At 63.6% G+C, this 26468-nt stretch carries 9 protein-coding genes; 6 read left to right on the forward strand and 3 right to left on the reverse strand.

Going from position 1 to position 26468, the window contains the following annotated elements:
- The first annotated feature begins 143 nt into the window (after positions 1-143).
- Positions 144-10970: a peroxidase family protein gene (locus V7787_RS10350; RefSeq protein ID WP_336087845.1), complete on the forward strand. Its 10827-nt coding sequence runs from the start codon at positions 144-146 to the stop codon at positions 10968-10970.
- Positions 10971-11131: 161 nt separating this feature from the next.
- Positions 11132-11617, forward strand: coding sequence for an isochorismatase family protein (locus V7787_RS10355; RefSeq protein WP_064490781.1), 486 nt, complete (start codon positions 11132-11134; stop codon positions 11615-11617).
- A gap of 26 nt (positions 11618-11643) precedes the next feature.
- Here V7787_RS10355 and V7787_RS10360 read toward each other — a convergent pair whose 3' ends face one another.
- Positions 11644-14415 (reverse strand): amino acid adenylation domain-containing protein, encoded by a 2772-nt coding sequence (locus V7787_RS10360; protein WP_336087848.1) that lies wholly within the window; start codon positions 14413-14415, stop codon positions 11644-11646.
- A gap of 214 nt (positions 14416-14629) precedes the next feature.
- Entirely contained in the window at positions 14630-15328 is a 699-nt protein-coding gene (locus V7787_RS10365) for a pirin family protein (RefSeq protein WP_010953491.1), read from the reverse strand.
- Between the two features lie 185 nt (positions 15329-15513).
- On the opposite strand from V7787_RS10365, the gene V7787_RS10370 reads away from it, so the two are divergent.
- Complete coding sequence (locus V7787_RS10370) at positions 15514-18018, forward strand: UvrD-helicase domain-containing protein (protein WP_336087851.1); 2505 nt, start codon at positions 15514-15516, stop codon at positions 18016-18018.
- Between the two features lie 6 nt (positions 18019-18024).
- Here V7787_RS10370 and V7787_RS10375 read toward each other — a convergent pair whose 3' ends face one another.
- Positions 18025-22914 carry an NEL-type E3 ubiquitin ligase domain-containing protein gene (locus V7787_RS10375; RefSeq protein ID WP_336087853.1) on the reverse strand — a complete coding sequence of 1630 codons (4890 nt, stop codon included), beginning with the start codon at positions 22912-22914 and terminating at the stop codon, positions 18025-18027.
- Positions 22915-23096: 182 nt separating this feature from the next.
- On the opposite strand from V7787_RS10375, the gene V7787_RS10380 reads away from it, so the two are divergent.
- From V7787_RS10380 to V7787_RS10390, 3 genes are all read left to right on the forward strand, one after another.
- Entirely contained in the window at positions 23097-24023 is a 927-nt protein-coding gene (locus tag V7787_RS10380) for an alpha/beta fold hydrolase (RefSeq protein WP_010953494.1), read from the forward strand.
- Positions 24024-24098: 75 nt separating this feature from the next.
- Positions 24099-24518 carry a VOC family protein gene (locus tag V7787_RS10385; RefSeq protein WP_003250810.1) on the forward strand — a complete coding sequence of 140 codons (420 nt, stop codon included), beginning with the start codon at positions 24099-24101 and terminating at the stop codon, positions 24516-24518.
- Positions 24519-24779: 261 nt separating this feature from the next.
- Positions 24780-26456 (forward strand): MFS transporter, encoded by a 1677-nt coding sequence (locus V7787_RS10390; RefSeq protein WP_020193582.1) that lies wholly within the window; start codon positions 24780-24782, stop codon positions 26454-26456.
- Positions 26457-26468 lie beyond the last annotated feature (12 nt).

Below are 26468 nucleotides of genomic sequence, written 5' to 3' on the forward strand. Positions count from 1 at the left end.
AAGAGGCCAGAGGTTTCAGCACACGAGTGCTGGGCTACTGAGCCCGGTACACCCAACCAGATTCTGCGCACGTCAACACTGACTGGGCGCGGGAAGGACCCTGTTGCCCTGTGTCATCTCCGGACAGATCGAGGGCAACTGCAATGGCCAATTTCAGCAAGTCGGACCTTGAATTCATCCTCAAACAGATCTTCATCGCTGAGGCACACGCCGATGGCGCCAGCCTGATCGACCTGTTGCCCAACAGCCAGGTACCCTTTGGCCTGCGCACGGTGGATGGCAGCTACAACAACCTGGTCACCGGGCAGAGCGAGTTCGGCGCAGCCGACAACTCGTTCCTGCGCCTGCTCGAAGCGTCTTACCGCGCCAACTATGTCGGCACCGGCAATGTCGTCGATTCGCAACCGCGCACCATCAGCAACCTGATCGTCGACCAGACAGCCAACAACCCGGCCGCCGTCGAGGCCAACGGCGGTGCCGCGCCGGTGATGAGCCCTGGTATCGATGGCGTGTTCGGCACCGCTGACGACAAGCCTGTGTTCTTCATCCCGAACGTGTCGCCAGACGCCGGGCTGACCGCCGGCTTCAACGCCTGGATGACTTTCTTCGGTCAGTTCTTCGACCACGGCCTGGACCTGGTCAGCAAGAGCAGCACCGACATCGTGTTCATCCCGCTGCGCCCGGACGACCCCCTGTTCGTGGCCGGCAGCCCGACCAACTTCATGGTGCTGTCCCGCGCCGTGCGCACCGCTGGCGCCGACGGCGTGGTGGGTACCGCCGACGATAGCCAGCCCAACACCACCTCGCCCTTCGTCGACCAGAGCCAGACCTACAGCTCGCACCCCTCGCACCAGGTGTTCCTGCGCGAATACACGGTCAACGCCGCAGGTGACCCGGTGGCTACCGGGCGCCTGATCACCAACCGTGATCTGGGCGCCGATGGCAAGTTCGGCACCGCCGACGATGGCAACGGCGAAAGCGGTGGCATGGCCACCTGGGCGGTGGTCAAGGCCCAGGCCCGCGACCTGCTGGGTATCAACCTGACCGATGCCGACGTGCATAGCGTGCCGCTGCTGGCCACCGATGCCTACGGCAACTTCCTGCGCGGACCCAACGGCATGCCGCAGGTGGTCATGCGCGTGAACAACGGCGCCGATGGCATTGCTGGCACCGCCGATGACGTCACCCAGCTGGTCGAGGGCGACCGCAATGCACCGATCAGCCTGGCCAATGCCGTGAGCACCGGGCATGGCTTCCTTGACGATATCGCCCACAATGCCGCACCGGTGGTGGTCGGGGGGGCGCTGCAGGCTGACGCCGACACCCTGGTGGGCAACGCACAGCCGGTCGGGCAGGGTGGCAACAACCTGACCTACGACAACGAATTGCTCGACGCGCACTACATCGCCGGTGACGGCCGGGTGAACGAGAACATCGGCCTGACTGCCGTGCACCATGTGTTCCACTCCGAGCATAACCGCCTGGTGCAGCAGACCAAGGACACCCTGCTGGCCGCGGGCGACCTGGCGTTCCTCAATGAGTGGTTGATCGACGACGTCACCGCCATCCCCACCACGCCTGCCGGCATCGCCGCGCTGGTGTGGGATGGCGAGCGGCTGTTCCAGGCTGCCAAGTTCGGCACCGAGATGCAGTACCAGCACCTGGTGTTCGAAGAGTTCGCCCGCACCATCCAGCCGCAGATCGATGAGTTCCTCGCCCCCAACGGCTACGACACCTCGATCAACCCGGCCATCCTCGCCGAGTTCGCCCATGTGGTGTACCGCTTCGGCCACTCGATGCTGACCGAAACCGTCGACCGCTACGACCCGGCGTTCAACCCGGTTTCTGCCGACCCGGCCAACCCCGACCAGCAGTTGGGCCTGATTGCCGCGTTCCTCAACCCGCTGGCGTTCGCCGGTAGCGGGGCCACGGCCGATGAAGCGGCGGGCGCAATCATCCGCGGTGTTACCCGCCAGGTGGGCAACGAGATCGACGAGTTCGTCACCGAAGCCCTGCGCAACAACCTGCTCGGCCTGCCACTTGACCTGCCTGCGCTGAACATCGCCCGCGGTCGTGATACCGGCATCCCCAGCCTGAACGAGGCCCGCCGCGAGTTCTATGCCGCCACCGGCGACAGCCAGCTCAAGCCCTACATCAGCTGGGTCGACTTTGCCGACCACCTCAAGCACCCGGCGTCGCTGATCAACTTCATTGCCGCCTACGGCACCCACAGCAGCATTACCGGGGCCACCACCGAGGCCGCCAAGCGCGCCGCCGCCGTGGCACTGGTACTTGGCGGAGACGGCGCCCCCCTTGACCGCCTCGACTTCCTCAACGGCACCGGTGCCTATGCCAACGTGACGCTGGCCGGCGCGGACGGCATCGCCGGCACGGCCGACGACATTGCCGGGGTGACCGTGACCGGGGTCGACGCCATCGACTTCTGGGTCGGCGGCCTGGCCGAGAAGAAAATGCCGTTTGGCGGCATGCTCGGTTCCAGCTTCAACTTTGTCTTCGAAACCCAGCTGGAAGCGCTGCAGAACGGTGACCGCTTCTACTACCTGTCGCGCACGGCGGGCATGAATTTTGGTACGGAGCTGGAAAACAACTCCTTCGCCAAGCTGATCATGGCCAACTCCGACGTCACCCACCTGTCCAACACCGTGTTCCTCACTCCCACGTTTACCCTGGAAGTGAACCAGGCCAACCAGTTCACCGGGCTGGGTGCCGACGGCAAGGCCGACCCCACTGGCGGCATCGAGATCAACGGGGTTGAAATCGTTCCGTTGGTGATCCGCGATAACCCCGATACTGTCGGGCCAGACGGCAACTTCCTGCATTACACCGGTGAAGACCATGTGGTGCTGGGTGGCACCGCTGGCAACGACATCATCATCTCCAGCGAAGGCGACGATACCCTCTATGGCGATGCCGGTGATGACCTGCTCGAAGGCGGTGCCGGCAACGACGCGGTGCTGGGTGGCGCGGGCGACGACATCATCACCGATTCGTTCGGCGACAACCGCCTGGAAGGCAACGCCGGCAACGACGTGATCGTCGCTGGCAGCATGGGGGTTGCCGGTAACCTGATCCTGGGCGGCGATGGCCAGGACTTCATCATCACCACCGAGGACATCAGCACCACCTTCGGCGGCCAGGGCGACGACTTCATCCTCGGCGCCAAGACCAACCTGCCACCTACCGGTAACGAAGGTGACGACTGGATCGAGAAGGGCACCCAGGACGGCGCACCTGGTGACAACTTCGCACCCTTGCTGGGTGACGAAGTCATTGGTAACGACATCTTCGTCGGGGGCGGCGGCTTTGACGAAATGATCGGTGAGGGCGGCGACGATATCTTCGTCGGCAGCGATGCCCAAGACAAAATGGACGGCATGTCCGGTTTCGACTGGGTCACCAACAAGAATGACCGCGTGGGTGTCACCGTGGACCTCAGCCTGGCCGCCTTGGCTCAGCCCCATGGCAACGCGCCTAACCAGAACGCTGGCGTGTTCAACCCGGTGGGCGCTTCGCCGGCATCGATTCTGGATCGGTTCGCCGAGGTCGAAGGGGTGTCCGGTTCGGCCTACGCCGATGTGCTCAAGGGCGACGACGTCGATGCCGTGACCATTCTCAACCATGGCGGCGCCACCGGCAGTGCGCTGACCAACGTGGCGCTGATACGTGGGCTGCAGCAGTTCCTGGCGGATGCCGGCCTGCCCACCACCGGCTTTGCCACCGGCAACATCATGCTCGGCGGCAATGGCAGTGACCTGATCGAAGGCCGGGGTGGCGATGACCTGATCGATGGCGACAAGTGGCTCAACGTGCGCATCGCCGTGTACGCCCCTGGCGACGTCGACCACACCGGCCCGGAAATCGCCAGCTTCGACAGCATGGCCGACATGATTCCGTTCATGCTTGACCGCACCTACAACCCCGGCCAACTCAAGGCCGTGCGCGAAATCCTGCCCGGGACTTCGACCGGCGGGGCCGCCTTCGACACGGCAATATTCTCTGGGCTACAGAGCGAGTACGTGGTGACCCAGAACACCAAGGGCACCGCCGATGTCGCCGATGACGTCTGGACCGTGACCGACACCGTGGCCGGCCGCGATGGCGTCGATACCCTGTTGCACATCGAGCGCCTGCAGTTTGCCGATAGCCAGCGCGTACTGGTGGAGGGGGTGAACGCACAACCCACCGGCAGCCCGACCCTGCTCGACGGCAACGGCGGTGCGATTACCGTGGGTGATATGCTGACGGTGAGCGTGGCCGCCGTGCTCGACGCCGACAACATCAGTGCAGGCAACCCGACGGGCTCGCTCGCCGACCGGTCGGTGTCTTACTACTGGCAGTTCGAGGCCGACCCGGGCAGCGGTGTGTTCCAGGACATCATCCTGCTGCCGGCCGGTGACCTGGCCTTCCAGAGCGCCGATGGCACTTCGTTCAAGGTGTCGCCAGACCTGGCCGGGCTGAGCCTGCGGGTCAAGGCGATCTATCAGGATGCCCATGGCACCACCGAAGTGCTGTACTCGCAGCCTACCACCGTGGTGCAACCTGGCGCGCCCGTGGTGCCGACAGTGGCCACCCCGGTGGTGGATGCCAGTGACGGCGGTGCCGGCCTGCACATGGTGCGCTCCGACCTGAACTTCATCCTCGCGCAAATCAAGATTGCCGAGGCCGATGCCGCCGGGCAGGACATCCTCTCGCTGATCCCCAACGTCCGCGCAGCCATGGGCCTGCGTGCGGTGGATGGCTCGAACAACAACCTGATGAACCTGAACGGCAACAACAACACCCAATACGGTGCCGCCGACAACGTCTTCCCGCGCGTGACCGACCCGGTATTCAACCCGGCCGAAGGTGCGCCAGCCGGTTTCTTCGGCCCAGGTTCCCCGGCGATCCCGGGGTCGTCGTACCAGCAGACCAGCGGGCCGGTGTTCGATTCGCAGCCACGTACCATCAGCAACCTGATTGTCGACCAGACCTCCAACAACCCGGCAGCCTATGCCACCGCGTATGACCCGGGTGCCGATGGCGTGCTCAACTTCGGCGCCGCAGGCAACGACGACGTGCTCAAGGATGGCGTGCGCATCGTCGCCAGCCCAGGTATGGACGGCCAGTTCGGCACCACCGACGACCATGACGTGTACTTGTTCGAGAACACCGCTGCCGATGCCGGGCTGTCTGCGCCGTTCAACGCGTGGATGACCTTCTTCGGGCAGTTCTTCGACCATGGCCTGGACCTGGTCACCAAGGGCGGCTCCGGTACCATCTACATCCCGCTGCAACCGGATGACCCGCTGTACGTGGAGGGTGGCTTCACCAACTTCATGGTGGTAACCCGTGCCACCAACCTGCCTGGGCCGGACGGCATCCTTGGCAACGCCGACGACATCCGCGAACACACCAACACCACCACGCCGTTCGTCGACCAGAACCAGACCTACAGCTCGCATCCCTCGCACCAGGTGTTCCTGCGCGCCTATGTCATGACTGACGACGGCCCGGTCGCCACGGGCCGATTGATCACCAATCGCGACCTGGGCGCTGATGGCAGGTTCGGCACGGCCGACGACACCGAAATTGGCGGCATGGCCACCTGGAAGGTGGTCAAGGCCCAGGCCCGCGACCTGCTCGGCATCAACCTGACCGATGCCGACGTCGACAACGTGCCGCTGCTGGCCACCGACGCCTACGGCAACTTCATCAAAGGCCCCAACGGCTACCCGATGGTGGTGATGAAAGGCCTGGACGGTATTGCCGGCACCGCTGATGACCAGGAGGTCGAAGGCAACCCGCTGGCGCCGCTCGACCTGACCAACGCCGTGCGTACCGGGCACCAGTTCCTTGCCGACATCGCCCACAATGCCGTGCCGGTGTTCAGTGGCGGCGTGCTGGCGCCGGATGCCGACAACGTGGCCGGCAATGCCGTGCCGGTCAACCCGCAGACCGGTGCCAACCTGGCCTACGACAACGAACTGCTGGACGCGCACTACATCGCCGGTGACGGCCGGGTCAACGAGAACATCGGCCTGACCGCCGTGCATGCGATCTTCCACTCCGAGCACAACCGGCTGGTGGCGCAGACCATGGACACCGTGCTCGACTCGGGTGACCTGGCCTTCCTCAACGAATGGCTGCTCAACCCGGTCAGCGCCTTGCCAGTCACCCCGGCCGAGATCGGTGCCCTGGTGTGGAATGGCGAGCGGCTGTTCCAGGCGGCCAAGTTCGGCACCGAAATGCAGTACCAGCACCTGGTGTTCGAGGAGTTCGCCCGCACCGTGCAACCTCGGGTCGACCTGTTCTTTGCCCCGACCCAGGTGTACGACGTCGACCTCGATGCCTCGATCGTGGCCGAGTTCGCCCACACCGTGTACCGCTTCGGCCACTCGATGCTGACCGAGACTGTCGACCGCTTCGACATCGACTTCAACGTCATCCAGGACCCGGCCAGCGCCAACCCCGACCAGCAACTGGGGCTGATAGCGGCCTTCCTCAACCCGCTGGCTTATGCCGCCAGTGGCGTTACCCCCGAGGACGCCACCAGCGCCATCGTGCGCGGGGTCACCCGCCAGGCCGGTAACGAGATCGACGAGTTCGTCACCGAGGCGCTGCGCAACAACCTGCTCGGCCTGCCACTGGACCTGCCAGCGATCAACATCGCCCGTGGCCGCGACGTCGGTATACCTTCGCTGAACGCTGTGCGCCGCGAAATCTACGGGCAAACCGGCGATACCCAGCTCAAGCCGTACACCAGCTGGGTCGACCTGGTGCAACACCTGAAGCACCCAGAGTCGCTGATCAACTTCATCGCGGCCTACGGCACCCACAGCACCATCACCAATGCCACCACCCTGCTGGAAAAACGCGCCGCGGCCATGGCCCTGGTGTTCGGCGGCGATGGCGCACCCGCCGACCGCATGGACTTCCTCAACAGCAGCGGCGCCTGGGCCAACGTAACCTTGCCCGGCAAGGACGGTGTACTGGGTACTGCCGATGACCTCAAGGCAGTCACCGTGACTGGTGTCGATGCCATCGACCTGTGGATCGGCGGCCTGGCGGAAGCAAAAGCGCCATTTGGCGGCATGCTCGGCAGCACCTTCAACTTCGTGTTCGAGAACCAGATGGAGAAACTGCAGGACGGCGACCGCTTCTACTATTTGGAGCGCACCGCGGGCCTGTCGATGAATGCCGAGCTGGAAAGCAACTCGTTCGCCAAGCTGATCATGGCCAACAGCTCAGCCACCCACCTGCCAGGCCTGGTGTTCTCCGACCCTGGCTTCTACCTGGAACTGGACCAGACCAAGCAGTACAACGAGGGCCTTGGCAGCGCCGACCCACTGGGCGAAAACGGCGAGCAGGTGGTGTTCCGCGACAGCCCGCTGACGGCTGGCCCGGACACCCACTACATCCGCTATGCCGGTGCCGAGCACATCGTGCTGGGCGGCACCAACGGGGACGATATTCTGGTCTCCAGCGAAGGCGACGACACGGTCTGGGGTGATGCCGGCAACGACCGCATCGAGGGGGGTGACGGCAACGACCAGCTGCGCGGTGGGGCCGGCGACGACATCATCAGCGACATGGGCGGTGACGACAACATCCAGGGCGGTGACGGCAACGATGTGTTGCACGGCGGTAATGGCATCAACCTGATCATCGGCGGTTTCGGCAATGACTTCATCGTCACCGGTGAGGACGCCTCCGAAGCCATAGGCGGCCAAGGCAATGACTTCATCCTCGGCAGCAAGGCCAACGAGCAGGACATGGGCAACGAAGGTGACGACTGGATCGAGAAGGGCACCTCGGACGGCGCGCCTGGCGACAACTTCGACCCGCTCGGCAACGACCCGGTCATCGGCAACGACGTATTTGTTGGCGGCAACGAGAACGACAAGTTCAACGGTGAAGGCGGCGACGACATCATGGTCGGCAGCCTGGGGTTTGGCGACCGTTACATTGGTGGCTCGGGCTACGACTGGGCAACCTTCAAGGACTTGGCCCAGGGCGTGTCCATCGACATGAGCGACCGCTTCTTCGATGTGCCACCGGTACCGGGTTCGGGCGCTTCGACGCTGGTGCGGTTCGACATCATGGAAGGCCTGTCGGGGTCGGCGCATGGCGACTTCCTGCGCGGCGACAGCGAAGACGCCACCTCGCTGCCTACTGCAGGTGCTACCGGCAGCGTGCTGACCAACATCAGCCTGATCGACGGCCTGGCCGGCCTGCTGGCGGCCGGGGCGACCTTCTATGACGGCGGCAACATCATCCTCGGCGGCAGCGGCAGCGACTTGCTCGAAGGCCGGGGTGGCGACGATATCCTCGACGGCGACAAGTGGCTGAACGTGCGCATCAGCGTACGCGCCAACCCTGATGGCACCGGCCCGGAAATCGCCAGTTTCAACAGCATGGAGCCGATGCTGCCGTTCATGCTCAATGGCACCTACAACCCTGGCCAGTTGGTGATCGTGCGGGAGATCCTCAGCGGTACCGACCACTTCGACACGGCGGTGTTCTCAGGGGTGTCCACCGACTACAGCGTGGTGGTCGATGGCAACTCGGTGACCGTTACCGACCTGGTGGCCGGTCGTGACGGCGTCGACCACCTGACCGGCATCGAGCGCCTGCAGTTCTCTGACAGATCGCAGGCCTCTGGCGTCGGTACGGCAGTCAACGCCGGCCCCACCGGCAACCTGGCGATTCTCGATGCTACCACCGGCCTGCGCGACGATACGCCAGTCAGTGGCCAGCTACTGAGGGTCAGCAACCTCGCCGTGCATGACGCGGACAATGTCAGTGCAAGCAATGCGACCGGTGCGGTGAACGGCCCCGTGGCCTACTACTGGCAAGTCGAGGCGCTGCCGGGTTCCGGGGTTTATGAAGACATCACGGTAGTGGCCGCTGGTGAAGCGACACGGGCCACCGGTACGACCTACCGCGTCACGGACGATGTCGCCGGCCTGAACATCCGCGTGCGTGCGGTGTACCAGGATGCCAAGGGCACGCTGGAAATCGTCGATTCGACGCCGAACAGCGCGCCGAGCGCCGGGCCGACCGTGACCGGGCTGCTGGTGCAGAACCAGACGCTCACCGCCAACCCGGCCACCATCGTCGATGCCGACGGCCTGAGCAACCCTCAGTTCAGCTTCCAGTGGCAGTCCAACCGGGGTGTCGGTTGGGTCAACATCGCTGGCGCCATCAGCAGCACGTTCGTCCTGACCCAGGCGCAAGTGGGGCAGAACATGCGCGTGGTGGTCAGCTACGTGGATGACTTTGGCGTGCAGGAAAGCGTCGCCTCCGACATCCTCGACCCGGTGGCCAACGTCAACGATGCGCCGACCGGTGCGTTGCTGATCAGTGACACCACACCCGACCAGGGCCAGACGCTGACCGCACTCACCGGCGCAATTGCCGACATCGACGGCCTGGGGGCCTTCAGCTTCCAGTGGCAGCAAGGTACCGGCGGCACCTTCGCCGATATCGCCGGGGCTACGGCGGCCACCTTCACCCCTGGCTTCGCCCAGGGTAACCAGCAGCTGCGGGTGATCGTGCGCTACACCGACGGCTTCGGCACCCTGGAGTCGCTGACCTCGGCGGCGACCGCCGCAGTTACCGTGCCACCGGGTGTAGTACTGGTTGGCACCAATGCGGCCAACACTTTGACCGGTACAACAGGCAACGACGTGATTTCGGGCCTGGGCGGCAACGACACGCTCAACGGCCTGGGCGGCAGCGACCAGCTGTTCGGTGGCATTGGCAACGACATCCTCAATGGCGGTGACGACCCCGACTTCCTCAATGGCGAGGATGGCAACGACACCCTCAACGGCGGGCTTGGCGCAGATGCCATGAACGGCGGTGCCGGCAACGATACCTTCCTGGTCGACAATGCCGGGGATACCGTCACCGAGGCACTCAATGGTGGCACGGACCAGGTGCAGACCAGCCTGGCCAGCTACACCCTGGGCGCCAACGTCGAGAACCTGACCTATACCGGCAGCAGCGCCTTTACCGGTACCGGTAACGCGCTGGCCAACACCCTCACGGGGGGGGCCGGCAACGACCTGCTCAACGGCGGTGCGGGTGCCGACCGTTTGGTGGGTGGCGTGGGCAACGACACCTATGTGGTGGATGACGCCGGGGATGTAGTGGTCGAGGCGACGGGGGCCGGTACGGACCTTGTACGTACCACGCTGGCCAGCCACACCATGGCCGCCAACGTCGAGAACCTGGCGTATACCGGGTTGGGCAACTTCACCGGCACTGGTAACGGGCTGGCCAACATCATCGACGGTGGGGCAGGTAATGACACGCTCAGCGGCGACGGCGGTAACGATGTGCTCAACGGCAATGCCGGCAACGACATCCTCAACGGCGACGTCGGGAACGACCAGCTGTTCGGCGGCCTGGGTGACGACCAACTGCGCGGTGGAGGGGGGGACGACAGCCTCGATGCCGGTGGCGGCAACGACACGTTGCTGGGGGAGGCCGGTAACGACAACCTGAACGGGGGCGCTGGCGATGACAGCCTGGATGGCGGCAACGGCAATGACACCCTGCAGGGCGGCGATGGTAACGACACATTGTTCGGCGACGTGGGTACCGACACCCTGATCGGGGGGGCCGGCAACGACTTCCTCAACGGTGCGGCAGGTAACGATACGGTGGTGGGTGGGGCCGGTAACGACACCCTGATAGCCACCGATGGCAACGATGTGTTCCAGTTCGCTGCAGGCTTTGGCAACGACCTGATCATCAATTTCGATGCCATTGCGGCGGGTGGCCAGGACCGGCTGGATATCACCGCCCTCAACATCACCGCAGCCACCTTTGGTGCCAGTGTGACCATCGCCGATGTTGGTGCGGACACCTTGGTAAGCATCGGTGCTGCCGACTCCATACGTTTGGTGGGGGTGGCAGATGCAACCACGGTGACCGCCGCAGACTTCATCCTGGCCGGTTGAGGGGGCGCTGGGGTTAGCTGTTACGGGTACAGCAGGGGGCTGCGCAACAGCCCCCTTTTCCCGCGCAAGGGGTCGCCGAATGTTGTCCCGGGCTTGTCCCGCGACCACGGCAGTTGCTTCGCGTTATACTCCGCGCCTTTTGCCCGTGCCGGAATCCGCTCATGCGCCAGGTTTTGCTCATCGTCGATGTTCAGTCCACCTTCAGCCCGCCCGAGTGGCTGGTCGATGGTTTGCGGCGGTTGTCAGCGAACATTCCCACCATAGCCTCGGTCGAGTTGCACGATGAACAGGTCACGCCGTTCGAGCGCCAACTCGGCTGGCACCCGGCGGCCGAGGACGAGAGCCTGGTCGAGGCCGACCAGGTGTTCGTCAAGCATGGCTATGGGCAAAGTGCCGAAGCTATCGACTACATCCGGCAACTGGGTGTAGAGCGGGTGCTGGTGTGTGGGTTGCAGACCGAAACCTGCGTGCTGGCCGCCGGCTTTGCCCTGTTCGATGCAGGGCTGATGCCCACGCTGGTGACAGACATGACAATAGGGTCGTCGCTGGACCGCTCGGGCAAGCTGGGGACTGACCTGTGGAAGCACCACTTCCGCCAGGTCACCACCTCGGCCGAGGTGCTGGCTGAACTGGCCGGACGCGAGTAGTGCATGCGCTGGCGGGTCATCTTCGTTCAGGCAGAGGTGGCGCGTTCAGCTGTATCGGCTCCACGCGCCTGATGCTGCTTGCGCCTGCGGGTAAACAGCAGACGCAACAGGGTGTTCCAGCAATAGCTCACCAGTACCCCTCCAGCGAGTGCCAGGGCTATCTCGAACAGCGGGTGCCTGAAAACATGCTCCGCTACCGACTCGAACTGGAAATGCGTCAGGTAGATATACAAGGTTGACGAAGCGATCACCGCACCTGCCCGTGCAACCAGGGCGGGTACCGGCACCGAGCGGAACCAGACAAGTGCCAGCATCGCTGGCAGGGCGATGTCGACATAGTGTGTAAACGCTTGCCAGCCAACACCGGCAAGCGCCATCAGGTCCAACTCGCCAACCACCAGCACGGCCACTGCACTGGCCACCCATTTGCGTGAGGTCGTGTCGGCATGGTGCACGGCCATGCCCAGTACCATCACCGCCAGGAAGTGCTGGGGCACCCGGTTGAGCAGGGCGCTGGCGTCGAATACGAACTGGTTGAGGAGCACATCCAGCGCCACCAGTGCACAAGCAGCGATGATCAGCCAGCGAAACGGGTCGGCAATCAGCACCTGGCGCACGCGCCTGATCGACAGCACCAGGCCAATGATCACGATCATCTGCACCAACACTTCGATGTACCAATAGTTGAACAGGCTGACCTCGCTGGCGGGGAACCAGTTGGAAACCAGCAGCAGCGATTGCCAGTGCAGCCGGGCGAATACCAGCTGGATCAATGCGCTGTACAACAGTGTTGGCACCACGATGGCTGCCAGTGGCCTGAGCAGCGTGCGTGCATCGCCACGCGCTTCGATGGCCTTGAGCTGAAAGCGCGCCAGGGCGATGCCGGAGACCAGGTACAGCACCGAGGTTTCGCCGAGTATCGGCCAGTGGTCGAAATCACCCAGGTGGCCGACCACAATCAGGATGATGGCGAGCATGCGGATGAACACCGGCATTTCCATTACCCGCCACGCGCCTTTGGGCGGCGCACTCAGCTCGGCCAGCTGGCACACCGGCAGGGTTTCCCAACGTTCAGGCAGGTGACCGATAAGCGCCTCCAGCACACGCGAGGCCTGTACGAACGACAGCGAGTCGCCGCCCAGTTCGACAAAGCTCAACCTGGCGTCCAGGCGCGGTACCTGGAGGATGCGGGCCCAGGCTGTACTCAGCTTTTCGGCCAAGGGTGACAACGGTGGGTTGATACTGTCGTCAAATGCCGCAGGCAGCGCGCGTTTGTCGACCTTGCCGTTGGGGGTGAGCGGCAGGGCATCAAGGAACACGAACAGCGCCGGAACCATGTAGTCAGGCAGCTGGCCGCTGAGGGCCTGGCGCAGTTCGTCAGCACGGATGGCCTGCTGCGCGACGCAATAGGCCACCAGACGGGTCGATGCACTGTCGTGGTTGGCCAGGACCACGCATTGCCCTATGTGCGGGTGACGGCAGATGGCGTTCTCGATTTCCGCCAGCTCGATGCGATGCCCCCGGATTTTCACCTGGCTGTCAGCGCGCCCCAGAAAACGGGCGCTGCCATCGGCCAGATAGGTGCCCAGGTCACCCGTGCGGTAACAGCGGTCGGCCGCGTCAGCGGTGAACGGGTTGGCGATGAATTTGGCTTCGGTCAGCCCCGGGTCGTCCCAGTATCCCCGCGACAGGTAGGGGCTGCGGATCAGGATTTCGCCTGTCTCGCCCTCGTTGACCAGCTGGTTGGCCGGGTTGACCACCAGCAACTGTGCATCGGCAATGCCTTTTCCCAAGGGCACCCGGGCATTGTCCATTTCCGGGTCGAGGGTGTGGAAAGCCATGGCCTGAGGGGTTTCGGTGGTGCCGTAGAAATTCACATTGACGGCATTCGGTGCGATGGCGCGGACCTGCTGGTACTGCGTCGGGCTGAGTGCATCGCCACCCCAGAACAGGTAGCGCAGGTGGTCGAGAACCTGGCCGTTCAGGTGTACGCCAGTTTCGATCAGCTTGCCCAGCGGCGGGGTGAGGTGGATCACGCTCACACCGTGCTGGTGAAGCCAGCCGGCCAGCCGTGAGGGATCGGTCAGGGTCGACTGGGCCGGGCAGGCAATGGTCGCGCCCAGCGACAGTGGTGTGAACACGTCGCGGTATACCGGGTCGTGGCCCAGGCCAGAAAGCAGCGAGAAGGTGTCGGCCTGGGTAAAACCGTGCTGGCGCACATGCCAGTCGATGAAGTGCACCAGCGGTGCGTGGTGGGTAACGATGCCCTTGGGCTCACCGGTGCTGCCCGAGGTGAAGGTGATGTAGGCCGGCTGCTCAGGGCTGACAGCGGGCAGCGCGACAGGTTGGCCAGGGAAGGCCTGCAGCGCCTCAGCGGGGGCTTCAGGCACCGTGACGACCATGGGCTGGCCGACGTCGACGGTGGCCTCGGCGCAGCGCAGTATCACCGCAGGCTTCAGGGTGCTGACGATTTGCTCGATACGCGCGGCCGGGTAAGCGGCGTCAGCCACGGTGAAGGCCAGGCCGGCACGCAGGCAGCCGAGCATGGCGTATACCAGGGCGGCGCTGCGATGGGTGACGATGACCACACGATCGGTGCCGCTGGCGGCGTTTTTAACCAGAAACGCGGCAATGCCCGCGCTGATCTGCTCCAGTTGGGAGTAGCTGCAGGTTGTGTGCTGGCCAATGATGGCAATGGCCGCCGGGCAGCGGCTGGCCTGTTTGATGAACGCGTGGTGGATGGGCTGTTCGGCACGGTACGCCAGGCACAGCGTCGGGTTCGGGCGCAGGTCCGGCATGATGATCGAGTGCTCCGCAGGAACGTTGGGCTGGCTGGTAGCACAACGCTAGTGCAGGCTGGCTGATGGCGCCAATGCATGATCGCTGCTTGCGATGGCCGGGAGCTCCAGCGCAGCAAGCCAGCCCCCACAAAACACTGCTAAACCGACGGGTTAGCGGTTGTTCCAGGGGAGCCGCCTTGCGCTGCGACATGGGTTGTCACAGGCCTGGTTTTCAGGCCACATCCACGAGCACGATCTCGCTGTCCTCGATGGCGGTCACCCGCAGCACCGCTTCCTGCTCGATCGCCACGCCATCGCGCGCCTTGGCCCGCAATCCGTTGATCTCCACCAGCCCCTTGGCCGGCACCAGGTAACCCCGGCGTTCGGCATCGAAGCGGTACTCGGCGGTTTCACCGGCCCGCAGGGTGGCAGCCACCAGACGGGCATCGGTACGGATCTGCAGGCTGTCCTCGTCACCCGCGCGGCCGCTGGCCAAGGTCACGAAGCCCTCACCGCGCTCGCCTTTGGGGAACGGCCGGCTACCCCACTGCGGTGCTTCACCGGTGCGCTCCGGCACGATCCAGATCTGGAAAATACGTGTATCGATATCTTCCAGGTTGTACTCGCTGTGCACGATGCCGGTACCGGCGCTCATGACCTGAACATCACCGGCTTCGGTACGGCCCTTGTTGCCCAGGCTGTCCTGGTGGCTGATCGCGCCTTCACGCACATAAGTGATGATTTCCATGTCGCGGTGCGGGTGCGGCGGGAAGCCGCTGCCGGCTGCGATCAGGTCGTCGTTCCAAACCCGCAGGTTACCCCAGTGCATGCGTGCCGGGTCGTAGTACTCGGCAAACGAGAAATGGTGGTGGGCATCGAGCCAGCCATGGTTGGCGTGGCCGAGGCTTTCGAAGGGTCGCAGTTGCAGCATGGTCGTGCTCCTCAAATCAGTGGAATGACGCCATGATGCGCTATCGAAACATCGAAAATAAGCGTAAATATCGGCTTAAAACAATCTATTTTATAGATGTTTTTGCTGCGACGTTTTATTCGCTTCATCGCCTAATCCACTGATCTGCAAGCATTCGCTGGCGATTTTTTGTCGATGCGGCGAACATGCCTGCTGTTTTGAATTTCAACGGAGTGACCGTGGCCCACGAGCAACCCCTGGCCCCCGCCGACCTTACCCCTCCTGCCCAGTTGCCCTGGTTTCGCCGCCTGGCCGCCCGCCTGCTGGGGCGTGGCCTGACCCGCCTGCAAGCCCAGCACCGCGACTCATGGTTCCTCGGCCACGCCACAGGCCAGCGTACTGGCCATGCCGATGGTGTGCGTGAGGGGTTCGAGCGTGGTCGGGTGGAGGGCTATGAAGCGGGGCGCCAGGTGCTGGTGATCCGCGATACGCGCCCCGACAGCGCCGCCGTGCCAGGCCAGGATGACAACTTGTTCGACGACTGGCGCCTGCCGTTGACGGCCGAGTTGAAGAAGCGCTTCAAGGCCGATGTCGCCCAGCGCCTGCCCGCCGAAGCCCAGCCCAGCGCCGCGCAATGGAAGCTGATCTTCAGTGACACCCCGTCTACCTGCGTGGTGGCAGGCGCCGGGGCAGGCAAGTCCACGTCGCTGGTGCTGCGCATCCTGCTGCTGCGTCATTACCTGGGTTACGAGCTGGATGCGATGACCGTGGTCACCTTCACCCGCGAATCGCGCAAGGACTTCATCAAGCGCCTGCTGCAGGTGTTCGCCCTGTGGCAGATCAACCTGCAGCCTGCGCAGGCCCGCGAGCTGGTGCGCACGTTCCATTCGCGCATCCTGCCGCTGGTGCGCAGCCTGCCGGGCTTCGGCCAGGTGCGTGCATTTGAAACACTGGGCCACGAGATGCCTGCGGGGCGTGAGGCCGAGGCCGACAGCAACCCGTTCGACCTGCGCCTGAACGATGCCCAGCGCCAGCAGCTGAACCAGTGCTACAGCAGCTTGCTGGGCGAGAGCCCGCGTTTTGCCGAGCTGGTCGGCCAGTTGCGCAGCGAAGCCTTGCAACTGAAGCCGCTGGACCCGAACAACCCTGATGTGCAGAAGCGCGCACAGGTGACCCAATTGGCCGCCCAGCGCGACGAAGAACTGTGCGACGTGATCGAGGACCTGTGGTTTGCCGCCGGCGTCTGGCCGATCAAGGGCATCGAGCCCTGCCGTGAAACGGTCGATATCCGTGGCAGCCGCTTCCATGTGCATGGCCGCCTGGAAGGCCAGGGGCCTTTGGTGGTGCTGGGCTTCGACCCTGCACAAAGCGCGCAATACCAGCGCCCCGGCGCCAAGCTGACCGTGCGTGCCGAGTGGGCGGTCAAGCGCACACTGTTGCAGGCGTTCTGCGACAGGCCGCTGATCTGGCTCGACAACTACGCCATGGCCAGGCGCCTGGCGGCATCGTTGGCGGGCGATGCCGTGGCCGGTCCTGGCTTCGAGTACAAGGTTAAAGGCGAACTGGCCCCGGCGCCGCTGCTGGATGCGTTCGTCAGTGCGGCCAATTTCATCGAAAACCTGGGGTTGGAGGTGAACAAAGCAGTGGCGGCGATGAGCTTCCCGTCCGGCGATAGCGATGCACTGTTCTTCGAGGCCCTGGCGCTGTACTGGAAGGCCCTGGAAGCGCACCTGCTGGACCAGTCGCCGCCGGTGATGAGCTACAACCGCATGTTCGCCCTGTTTGGCGAGAACAACCCGGAAAACCTGCACCTGCTGCCCGATCCGTTGCTGCGGCCGCTGGCGCACCTGATGATCGACGAGTTCCAGGACGTGTCGCCGCAGATCGTCAGCTGGTTGCGTGCCAGCCTCGCCGAAATACGGCGCCGCGGCCCGGCCATGCACACCGGGCGCCATGCCCAGCATTCGTCGTTGCTGTGCGTGGGTGACGACTGGCAATCGATCTACGGCTGGCGTGGCAGTTCGCCCAAGTATTTCATGGAGTTCACCAAGGCGTTCCCGTCGCCGGCCAACACGCGGGTGATGCTGGTCGACAACTACCGCTGCCAGCAACAGGTGATCGATGCGGCCGAGCACCTGATCAAGGGCACCCCGGCGATTGCCGGCAAGAAAGCCCGCGCCAGTGGCCCGGCGGCCGAGTTGCCCGGCTCGCCGGTCAAGGTGTTCGACCGTGACGAGGCTGCGTTGGGCGAAACGCTTGTCGAGCACTACCAGCGGGGTGAGACGGTCATGATGCTGTACCGCAAGGGCAGTGACCGGGCGTTGATGAGCGAGCACCTGCAAAGCGTGCTGCACGCCGAGGCGGCGCTACCGGCCGAACAGCGCCGGCTGCGTCAGCTGACCTATCACAGTGCCAAGGGTTTGCAGGCCGATGCGGTGTTCATGCTGGGTGACTGCCAGTACCTGACCAGCTCACCCTACAAGAACCAGGTATACCGCCAGGCTGGGCTGGGCAAGGCAGGTGATGCCCAACCGTTCGATACGGCACAGAAGGAAGAAGTGCAGCGCTTGGCCTACGTGGCGGTGACCCGTGCAGTACAACACTGCTATTGGCACGTAGAGGCCGCCAATGGTGACGCCGCAGCGGCCCCACGGGCGTCCAGCCAGGTGGACGGCAAGCAGGCCTTCTTCGAAGACCTGCGCGGGCAGTGAGTGGGGTCAGCGGCCGATTGTTTGCGTCTGGCGGGTGAGGCTGGTCAGCAGACCGGTTTCAACCTGCTGCTGCTCGGCAGTCAGCGCGTCAACGCCCTGGCGATACTGCTGCTCGTTGAGCACCACGCGACGCAGCCTGCCGTCAGCATCCACCGGGCTTTCAGGCATGACCCTGGCCAAGGCTCGTCGCACCGAGCTGTCCAGGGATGTCACCGGCTCGGCGGTTTCATCCAGGCAGTAATAGAGGTAATCAAGGCCTGGCCGCCAGAAGTCGGTGATCAGGCTGAACTGGGCTGCATGCTCTCGTTTCAAGTACTCGACCCAGCCCGGCTGCTGGGTCAACCATTGCTCCCGAGCGGTGGCATCCCTGTCCAGGGAAAGGACCTCAGCTTTCACCATTTCGATGATTGTGTCGTTGATTCTGGCCGTATTGCGGTACAGCATGCCTCGGCTCGGCTCAGGGTAGTCCAGCGCACTGGCCAACGACTGGCGCAGGGCCAAACGTACCTCCACATCGTCCACCAGCCCCGTTTGAAGTTCGCTGTCTGGAAAGGCTGAGGGGTCGTCCAGCTCATCGTAGGGGGGGAGGTTTTCATCGAAGGCCCCGTCGAGCAGCGCCTGTTTGCGCAAGGACCTTCTCCAGCTGATACGATCGGCCAGTTGATTGACCTGACTGCGTCGATACAACTTGCCATACAGGCTCAGTAGATCAGCCGGCCGACTGCCGGCGACGGCTGCAGCTTCGTGGGCCAGCACTTCTATCTCCAAGGCACTGAACGCGTCGGCACCCGCGTCGCCACAGGTTGGCGGGAAGTCGTCGGCCACGGTGGCGAGGCGCTCACGCAGCACGGTGTCGTGGGCAGCTTCATCCAGCAGCTTCCAGACGCGTGCTCTCAGGGCCTCGCCATCACGCTGCGCTTCTGCCGACTGGGCAAGACGTTCGAGTACGCCCAGCAGCGCTGCGTTTTCACCTTGGTCGAACAGCTCGCTCCACAGCTGCTCCTCGGCATTGCTCGCCTCGCCACGGAAAACGCCTTGCCACAGTGGCACGTCTTCTGCGTGTTCGAAGACGTTGACGCCGCTGCTGCCCAGGCGTGCACGTGTCTGGGCTTCCAGGGTGTTGTAGTTGAACAGCCAACGGCGCTCCGGCAAGTGCGCGGCGACATCGCGGGCAAAAGGGGTACGCAGCACACCAGGCAAGTCTGGCAGGGTACGAATGCGGTTGGACGACAGGTTCAGATAGCGCAGTTGGTACTGGGGCTGGCTCATCAGGACGGTCAGGCTGTCGGGCCACTGCTGCAGTTCGCAACGCTCAAGCTCCAGGTGGACAAGACGGGCCATGAAGCGCAGGTCGGGTGCCAGTCGCAGTGGGTTGCCTGACAAGTGCAGTAGTACGGGGTGGATCATGTCCTGAAACTGGGCAGCAAGGCTTTCGTCGAGGGTGATTTGATTATGGGCCAGGCCGAGGGCATCCAGGGGTAAGCGCGTCAGGAAGCCCAAACTGGTGGTGTCGAGTTGCAGCCGGTTGCGGCTGAGCCACAGGAGTCGCAAGCCGGGCATTGCCCCGATGGCCTGTTGGGCGGTGGGTGAAAGGGTGGTCAGGCCATTGTCGGTCAGGCCCAGCTCGCGTAGCCGCGGTGCCGACCTGAGCGCCTCGAACAATGTCTCGGCATCGATGTCCGGGTTGCCGACGATTTCCAGGGTTTCCAGGTTAGGGAAGTTTGCCAGGAAGCTGCCCTCCAGGTGCCGCATCTGCAGCCCCTCGAGCCTGAGATTGCGGATATGCAGCATGCGTGCAGTGAAAGCGGGTAGCGCTTCGAGCTGCATACGGTCCAGTACCAGTGTTTCGGCTTGCGCGCCACCTTCACGGCGGGAAGCGCTCATCAGTCGCTCGGTGCATTGCTGGCGATCAAAGCGCTCTTCAAGGGTGCGGGCGGTGCTTACCCAACGGTTGAGATCTCGGTTGAGAGTACGCTGCTCGACCTCCAGCTGGTTGATCGCGCTACCCAGGTCGCCTCCTCGAGCCAGTTCGGCTTGTAGCCCGGTGATTTGCTCGCTGCTGAGTTCGGGGTAGAGCGCCCGGAGTCGACGTGCAGCCGGCAAGGCTCGTCCCTGCAGGCCTCGGCCGCTCAGGGGATAGCCCAGCTGGCCGTTGGCCAATCGCAAAGGGGAGCGGAACCTGGGGTTGATGGGCTGTTGGCCAAGCAGTGAGGCGCAGTGCTGGCGATCACCAAGGGCAAGTTGCAGCAACCGGGCCGGTTCAGCCTGCGGGTGCGCGGCTTGCAGCGCCTGCTTGATGCGTAGACTGTCGTCGTTGGCCAGGCTGGGCCTGAACAGGCCGAGGAGGGCGCGGTCAAGCCGCGCTCGAGCTTGCAGAAGGCGTGCTTCCTCGGCAACGCGAAGCGGCACCCGGCCGTTGGTCAGGCGTTCCCGTTCGGCGTTGCTGATGTTGGCCAGCAATTCTTCAAGCGCGCTGTCCGGTAGCCCGGGAAACTGCCGGGCGAGGGTTTGTGCAGTGGGTGGGTGTGTGGGACGGCGTCGTTGTTGCAGGCTCTCGAACAGCGCCTCGCGATGCTGTTCCAGGTGTTGCGCGAGCTTGTTGTTCAGTGCGGACGATCGGTGCTCGGTTGGTGTGTCACCGAGCAACTGCTCAATGGCTTCTTCATCCATCTGATCCAGCACGGTCTGGCTCAACTGGCCATTGTCCAGGTCGGTACGGGTAATTTCGATTTCTGTCTGGCCCAGCGTGTGAGGGGGGCCGTAGCGCACCGATTCGCCCCAGGGTTCTGGCCCTTGGTAAACCTTCAGCACGTTCCCCTCGGGCCACCCCGGCAGGCGCAGCAACTCAGGCAAGGCAAAGTTCTTGTACGCAGCCAGCGGCAACCCATGGCGTACGCAGTTGATGATCTGTTGGGTCTGATTGTCCAGTTGCAACCGCTGCAGCGCGTCGAGCAACAAAGCGGGTGGACGCAGGCCCGCTGCCTGGGCACGGCGCAGCACGTCTGGATCGGTACCGGTAGTGCGCATGGCATGGTCCAGTTCGCTGTCGTCCAGGCCTGCACTATGGCTGCCGAGGCGGCGCGCGAGCTGTTCACGTTCCCATTCCAGAGGCTGTTCATGGGCCAGTTGCCAGCGGGCGTTACCATGATGCAGCAAGCGTGGGGCATAGGCCTGCGCATCCTCGGGGTGGCGCACGCGCCATTGCTGATCAGCGCCCTGAAACACTTCGTACAGGGTCCCATCCAGCTTCAGGTAGGTCTTTCCGTCGACGTGCACATGGCCGAGCAAATCGGGTTGAGCCCCCTCAGGAATAGCCGCCGTGCTCGCATAGGGTTTCATGTCGGGGTGCCAAAGCACTTCCTTGTCTTCATGCCATACACTTTTCAGTGCATCGACAAAGCCAGACGCCTGGACGATCCTGGTGCCCACTGCAAAGCCGGCAATCACGCCCGCGTTGATGGCCAATGATTCCAGCTGCGCCAGTGCCTGCCGGGTATCACCTTCTTCCCAGGCCTCGAACCCGGTGAAAACAGAGCTCATCAGGTCGTAAGCAAAAACGCCTAGCATGACCGTGTTCAACCCCGGCACGAAGAACGCGGCGACATTCAGCACGTTCATCCCCAGGTCGAACCAGTACTTCAGACGCTCATTGCGGGCGTTGGCGTCGACTTCGGCGGTAGGGACTGCAATGGTTTTTGCGTCGGCCTTCATGCGCGCAAGGTGTGCGTTGTATAGGTTCGTCCAAGGGTCGGTTCGGATTGGCGAGAGCGTGAAAGGGATCACTGGCATGATTCGGGGTTTGCGTATGCCCGCTTCATCCTCTTCGAACAGCGCAATTTCCAGCTTTACGGCAAGTTCTTTTTGCCTGTCCTTGTAGGCGAAATGCACCAAGGTGCGGCGAAACTCGCTTTGCAATAGCCGGCTGCGCAGGTGCTTGCCCGCTTCCTGACGAGAAGCGAACTCCCTTACCGGGTGCTCGCTGTCGCCAAGGACATACACAATGCAGGGGTTCTTGCGGTAAGGGTTGTCTGGCCCGATGAACAGTATTTCGTGGACGGGGATATCGAAAAGGTTGAAGTGCCAGCAATGCAACGCCTCGTTTTCATAGGTGGGGTGAGACTTGCCGTCGCACAGTTGCCCAAGCGCATCGAGCCCGGCCTCGCTCAGCAGGCCTTTGAGCCTGGCGATCAATGCCTGGACCCTCAAGGCCTCACGGTTCGCTGCAATCGACAGGCGCTGGATTTCAGCGCGATTGGCGCCTTCATGGGTTGCAAGCAGATGGTCTTGATAACGTTTGCCAAGGTCCAGCGCCCGACAATGCCTGACGAAGTCCGCCATCGTCAGGCCTGCCGGGGGCGTGTCGCTGCCTGGGGCGTTGGTGAGCCTGCTGTAGGGGCCGACTTCGTCCAGCCCCTCGAAGTTGTGCAGGGCAGCCTCCAGCAAGCTGCGTGTTTGCGGTTGGCCGACCGGGCGAGTAGCCAGCACATCCGCTTCCTCGTCCGGGACCAAAGGCGTTTCCACATCGGGAACGCCCACCCAGATGTTGGCCTCTGACTCAAAGGGCTGGAACACATACTGCGCCCTGTCTACAGGCACATTCAGCTTCAACCGCTCGGTCAACAGCGGGCCGCAGAACGCGATGATGTCCTTGAACTCGCCCAGCGCCTGTTTGACTTGCGCCAGCCGTTTGTTCCGGGTTTGCAATGCGTTGTGCAACTGCTCACGCGTTGGCTCATCGGCAGTGGCATACCACGCGTAAGGGCTGCCATCTTCATCGAGATATTCCTTGTACAGGCTCTGCACCACTTTGCGTGTATGCGTGGGTTGGAGCGCCTTGCTCCATTTCGGTAACGATCGGGTTATCTGGCTTTGGTGCAACGGTGTCGGGGTTGTCATGGTCACCATCTCTTTTGTGGGGGGAGATAGTCCACGCTGATCAAGGCGCCGGAGTGCGGTAGATAGTTGTTGGCCGCGGTCGGTCCTGCGCATGCGCGGGTCGGTGGGGGGCTGGCAGCGAGGGAGGATCTGCGAGAGGGTGAGGCAGGTCATGGTGCAGGCTTCAGCCAAGGAGAATTGCAATGCGTTCGCTGTGCAGTCCGAAAGACCACCTGCTAGACCTCGATGGCGTTGAAATAGCGGTTCGCACCTGGGGGGCAGAAGACGGTATCCCCATATTGGCCTTGCATGGCTGGCTGGATAACGCTGCCTCGTTCGAGCGCCTGGCACCGATGCTGGACGGCTGCTTCGTGGTGGCCCCCGACCTGATCGGCCATGGCCGTTCTGGCCATCGTCGCCACGACAGCGGCTATTACCTGTGGGAGCATGCCGAAGACATGCTGGCGGTAACCGACAGTCTGGGCCTGGCGCAATTTCACGTGCTGGCCCATGGGATGGGCACCGGTATAGCGTCGCTGCTGGCGGCCATGACCAGTGGCATTGCCAGCATGACCTTCCTCGACGGCATGGGGGCACCGTTCACGGTGGCCGAGGATGACCGCGTGCAGCACCTGGCGCGGGCCTACCGGCTCAAGCGCATGGTACAGCGCAGCCAGTTGCCGGGTTTTGCCGAGCCGGATGTTGGTCGCTTCGACGACCTGGACAACGCCCTGGCGCAACGCCGCGAGCGGCTGGACACCGAACTGTCGGAAGGTGCCGCTCGGCTGCTGGCGCTGCGCGACCTGCTACAGCTGGACGATGGCTATTGCTGGCGCCACGACCCGCGGCTGGTATTGCCCGAACCCATGCCACTGACCGAGCGCGAAGCCTGCGACCTGCTCAGCCAGATCCGCTGCCCGTTGTACCTGCTGTTCGGCCGCCAGGGGGCCTTCACCGGCGAGGCCTTTACCCGGCGTCAGGCCGCCTTGCCCAGCCAGGCGAAAGTCTCCTGGCACCCAGGCGGGCACCACTTCCACCTGGATGCGCCGGACCGGGCGCTGGTCGACCAACTGCTGCGTATCCTGACGCGCCATGAAGGGGGCGTACTGCAACGCTTGGTGAACGAGTAGCTGATTCTGGTCACGCCGGGTGAACCTGGGCTATGGTGGCGAACGTATTCGCAAACACGCCACAGGGAGCCCGGCATGCGGCCTTTCACCATCAAGCACATCGACCACCTGGTGTTGCGGGTCAGCGACCTGCCGCGCAGTGTTGCCTTTTACACCGAACTGCTTGGCTGCACCGTCAGCCGCGTGCGCGAAGACCTGGGTATGGTGCACCTGGCCACGGGCACGGCGATGATCGACCTGGTGACCCTGGATGGCCCGCTGGGGCAGCCAGGCGGAGCGGCACCGGGCGTGGAAGGGCGCAACCTGCACCATTTCTGCCTGCGCATCGAGCCGTTCGACGAGGCCGCGTTGACGGCCTATCTGGAAGCCGCCGGGGTAAAGGTGGAGCCTGCCGAGAAGCGGTATGGGGCCGAAGGCGAAGGGCTTTCGCTGTACTGCTACGACCCGGATGGTAATCAGGTCGAGTTGAAGGGGCCGGTAGTGCCTGGCGGGTGAAACCGCCCCCGCCAAAATCGTCAGCCAACCCGCTATCGCCCGGCACCCCGGTGCTGCGTGTCGTCCAGGCCGCCCTCTCGTGCAGGGCCCGGCGGGTGGATATCCAGCCAATCCCGATTATGCTTCATGAACCTTGCTGCGATCCGAGGCGGCCCGCCTCGTCGTGCTTCGCGCAACCAAAGCAAGCGCCAGGGCCTGGGTGCGACGGTGAAGTGGTTGTGAGGTGCTCCGGCCTATATGACAACATGACGGAGGCAACCCATGGCGGTTCTCGACAGCACATCCACGGGCAGCGCGCCCCAACGCGGTATCACCAAGGAGGAGCGCAAGGTCATCTTCGCCTCGTCCCTGGGCACGGTATTCGAGTGGTACGACTTCTACCTGTACGGCTCACTCGCCGCGATTATCGCCAGGCACTTCTTCGCTGGCGTCAATGAAACCACCTCGTTCATCTTTGCCTTGCTGGCCTTTGCCGCCGGCTTTGCCGTCCGACCGTTCGGCGCCATCGTGTTCGGCCGCCTGGGCGACATGATCGGGCGCAAGTACACCTTCCTCATCACCATTGTCATCATGGGCCTGTCCACCGCAGTGGTGGGCCTGCTACCGGGCTACGCCACGATCGGCGTGGCCGCGCCGATCATCCTGATCACCCTGCGCTTGCTGCAGGGGCTGGCGCTGGGAGGTGAGTACGGCGGCGCGGCCACCTACGTGGCCGAGCATGCGCCCAAGGGCCGACGCGGCTTTTTCACTGCCTGGATCCAGACGACTGCCACCCTGGGGCTGTTCCTGTCGCTGCTGGTGATCATGGCCTGTCGCACCGCCATGGGGACGGAAGCGTTCGAGGCCTGGGGCTGGCGGATACCGTTCCTGCTGTCGATTCTGCTGCTGGCGATTTCGGTGTACATCCGCCTGCAGCTGAACGAGTCGCCAGTGTTCATGAAGATGAAGGCCGAGGGCAAGGCATCCAAGGCGCCCCTGACCGAATCGTTCGCCCGCTGGGACAACCTCAAGGTGGTGATCATGTCGCTGCTCGGCGGCACCGCCGGCCAGGCAGTGGTGTGGTACACCGGGCAGTTCTACGCGTTGTTCTTCCTGTTGCAGACGCTCAAGATCGAGCCGCAGACCGCCAACCTGCTGATTGCCGGTTCGCTGTTGATCGGCACACCGTTCTTCATTTTCTTCGGCAGCCTGTCCGACCGGATTGGCCGCAAGAAAATCATCATGGCCGGCTGCATCATCGCCGCGCTGACCTACTTCCCGATCTTCAAGGCACTGACCGAGTATGGCAACCCTGATGTATTCGTTGCCCAGGAGCAGAACCCGGTTGTGGTGGTGGCCGACCCGGGCCAATGTGCATTCCAGTTCGACCCGGTGGGCAAGGCCAAATTCACCAGCTCCTGCGACATTGCCAAGAGCCTGCTGGCCAAGCGCGCCATCCCGTATACCAATGAAGCGGCGGAGCCCGGCAGCGTGGCACAGATCCGCATTGGCGAACGGGTATTGCCGAGCTTTGATGGCAGCAGCCTGGCGGCGGCGGACTTCAAGGTGCAAAGCGAAGCGTTTACCGCAACCCTGAGTGGTGCATTGAAAGAGGCGGGCTACCCGGAAAAGGCCGACCCGGCGAAAATCCACTACCCGATGGTGCTGTTGCTGCTGACCATTCTGGTGATCTACGTGACCATGGTCTACGGGCCGATTGCCGCCTGGCTGGTGGAGCTGTTCCCGGCGCGCATCCGCTACACCTCGATGTCGCTGCCTTACCACATCGGTAATGGCTGGTTCGGCGGCTTCCTGCCGACCGTGGCGTTTGCCATGGTGGCAGCGACCGGGGATATCTATTACGGCTTGTGGTACCCGATCGTGATTGCCGTGATGACGGCGGTGTTGGGGATCTTCTTCCTGCCGGAGACCAAGGATCGGGATATCACTCACACCTGAAGGTCGAGTTTG

Source organism: Pseudomonas sp. CGJS7, from assembly GCF_036961695.1.